Annotated in this window: 2 protein-coding genes and 1 pseudogene; all 3 read right to left on the bottom strand. The window is 74.8% G+C overall.

The features are described 5' to 3' along the window. Positions 1-509, bottom strand: a pseudogene (locus WHI96_RS27485) (hypothetical protein); the annotation flags it as partial. Positions 510-589: 80 nt separating this feature from the next. Continuing rightward, on the bottom strand, positions 590-910 hold the full coding sequence (locus tag WHI96_RS27480) for a hypothetical protein (protein ID WP_100877338.1): 321 nt from the start codon (positions 908-910) through the stop codon (positions 590-592). 122 nt (positions 911-1,032) lie between these two features. Continuing rightward, positions 1,033-2,097 carry a hypothetical protein gene (locus WHI96_RS27475; RefSeq protein WP_345650238.1) on the bottom strand — a complete coding sequence of 355 codons (1,065 nt, stop codon included), beginning with the start codon at positions 2,095-2,097 and terminating at the stop codon, positions 1,033-1,035. Positions 2,098-2,146 lie beyond the last annotated feature (49 nt).

Raw genomic sequence — 2,146 nt, 5'->3', positions numbered from 1 at the left:
GGGCCGGTCGGGTTCATGTTGGAGCCGCGGCGCAGGTCGACGAGGTCCTGGCTGGTCCGGGTCTGCGCGGCCGGTAGCGCGCCGGGCTCGGCCAGCGAGTCGTAGGCGCGCGCCCAGGTCTGGGGATCGGCATCGGCCATCCCGACCTTCATCAGCTCCAGGAGCTGGGCCAGCGCGCCCGCCTCGGTGGCAGGGAACCCGGTCGGCACGAGAGCGCCGGTGACCTGCTCGGGCTGCGGAAGCGCGATCGGTGGTCCCGCGCTGCGGGTGCTCAGCGTTCGCGGTGACACGGCGCTGACCGGTAGCTGCTGCATCGGCGCCTGTGCCAGTGCCGCTTCGGCCTGCGGGCCGCTCCCCGCGGACGGACCGAGCCCCGGGGAGGACAGCATCGGGTCCGCAGACGGCCGGGTGCCGGTGGTCTCGGATCCGGCGAACATGCCGGTCAGGGACATGATCACCGCGAGGATCAGTCCGAGCAGGAGTACACCGACCCCACCGAGGATGAGCATCGCGCGCCCTCGCTCGCCCGTACCCGGGCGCCCGGGCCGCGAGTACATCTGCCGGCCGTCAGGGTTCATCAGGCGGGCCATCAGGCGCTTGTCTTCGCGAACTGGTTGACCACGCCGTAGCCGATCCCGTACAGCACGGCCAGGGCGAGAGCACCGACGATCAGGCGGGCCCCGAGACGTCCGGACCCGTGGTGGTCCCAGAGTCGGCCCGCGGTCGAGGCGACGATCCCGCCGAAGAACAGCCCGACGATGCAGACCCCGGCGATCCACTGGATGTAGCCGACGATGTCGCGGATGGCTCCGGCGCCGGGGGGCTCGATCGGGCTCGGCTTGGGGAGGTCCTGTGTCGGCAACAGATGGATCTGGGTCAGCGATTCGTTGATCACGTTGATGACAGACATGGCGCGCTCCGCAGGAGGGGTGGGGTGGACGGTGTGGTGCTGGACGTCGTTGTGCCGGGGTGAAGGTGTGGGCTGGTGCCGGTGTGGGGGGCCGGACGCAGCGGGGCGGACCGGCCGGCTGGTCAGCGGCGCCTCGGCGAGGGGATGAGCCGCCAGGAGGCGAGCAGCGGGCGCAGCGCCTCCACCGCCTTCGGGGGGCTGGGTTCGTCGGTGACCCCGCCGAGCTCCCAGGCCGGGATGTGCGGCACGAACAGGGCCTCGTCCAGCAGGGCCGCGACCCGGGGCCCGGCCGCGCCGGCCACCCCCGTCGGCCACTTGCGGGCCCCGTTGACCACGAGCTGGTAGATCGGGGTGGCCAGGCCGCGCTGCACCCAGGGGTCCAGGCGGGCGAGCAGCTGCTCGGCCTGGCGCAGCGACGGGCGGGTCGCGCGGACCACCAGGATCGGGCGCTGGGAGGGAAGGCCGCGGCGTAGCCAGCCCCCGGCGCCGTAGATCGGGGTCGCGGCGGCCCGCCAGCCGCCGTGACCGAGGTCGACGACGGTGGCGTGCAGCGGGTCGGGTGCCGGGTCGGGCAGCCAGTCCGGGGGTGGGGGCACCATCCCGGGGGTGATGGTCGGCAGCGCTGCGGGGTCGCGGGTCTCCAGCCGGGCCAGCAGCGCTTCCTCGCGCCAGCTGTAGCGCACGGTGAGGTGGTCGTTGACCTGCCGGGTCCAGGGGCCGTCCACCGAGGAGGCACCGGCCAGGCCGGAGCGGGCCGGGTCGTCGGCGTCGATCAACAGCGCGCACCGCTGGTCCTGTTGCAGCGCGTCCACGATTGCGGCCGCGACACACGAGGCGCCGGCGCCCGCGGACCCGGCGAGCACCGGGATCAGCGGCCCGAACGTCGCCCAGGACACCGGGCGGGACTCGGGGAACACCGTGCGGGTGCGGTCCTGGGCGGCGTCGGTGGCCGCGCCGAGCTGCTCGGCGACCTCGATCGGGTCCGGACCGTGGCCCTGGTCGACGGCGGCTGCGGCGGAGGTGGTGTCGACGATGGTCTCGGTGTCGACCACCCCCAGCCCGCCCGGGGCGCGGGTGCGCGCGGCGGCGCCGAGCCGGTGGTTGAGCTCGTACGGGCTGCGCGGCGGCGACGCCCCCGGCCCTGCCCAGCGGTGGTGCGGGTCGGCCGCGTTCCGGGGTGAGGTCATCAGCTGGTCCCTCCTCGAGGGGCGGTCCGGGCGAGCGCGGGGTCGGGGG

Source organism: Pseudonocardia tropica (assembly GCF_040105315.1).
Classification (GTDB): Bacteria; Actinomycetota; Actinomycetes; order Mycobacteriales; family Pseudonocardiaceae; genus Pseudonocardia; species Pseudonocardia alni.
The sequence above is the reverse complement of the archived record's forward strand: the minus strand, read 5'-3'. Positions and strand labels throughout refer to the sequence as shown.